General features: G+C 69.7%; 1 protein-coding gene. It reads right to left on the bottom strand.

The features are described 5' to 3' along the window. Nucleotides 1-412: sugar nucleotidyltransferase (locus tag DW171_RS10055; RefSeq protein WP_255413401.1), on the bottom strand; the 412-nt coding region annotated here is incomplete at both ends.

The following is a 412-nucleotide window of genomic DNA, read 5'->3' as shown; positions in this document are numbered from 1 at the left end:
ACGGCGCGGACGAACTCCGCGGCCTCGTGCAGGCTCTCCATGGTGCCGGTGTCCAGCCACGCGTAGCCGCGGCCGAGGGTCACCACGGACAGCGTCCCCTCCTCCAGGTACATCTGGTTGAGCGTGGTGATCTCGAGCTCGCCGCGGGCCGAGGGCCTCACTTCGTGCGCCTTGGCTGCCACGTCGCCCGGGTAGAAGTACAGGCCGGTGACGGCGTAGGAGCTCTTGGGTTCGGCGGGCTTCTCCTCGATGGAGACGGCCCTGCCCTCCCCGTCGAACTCCACGACGCCGAAGCGCTCGGGGTCGTCCACGTGGTAGCCGAAGACCGTGGCGCGGCCCGACTCGGCGTTCTGGACGGCGCGCGTCAGGTGGCGGGACAGGCCGTTGCCGTAGAAGATGTTGTCGCCGAGCA

This window comes from Collinsella sp. AM15-2, from assembly GCF_003471985.1.
Lineage (GTDB): Bacteria > Actinomycetota > Coriobacteriia > Coriobacteriales > Coriobacteriaceae > Collinsella.
The sequence above is the reverse complement of the archived record's forward strand: the minus strand, read 5'-3'. Positions and strand labels throughout refer to the sequence as shown.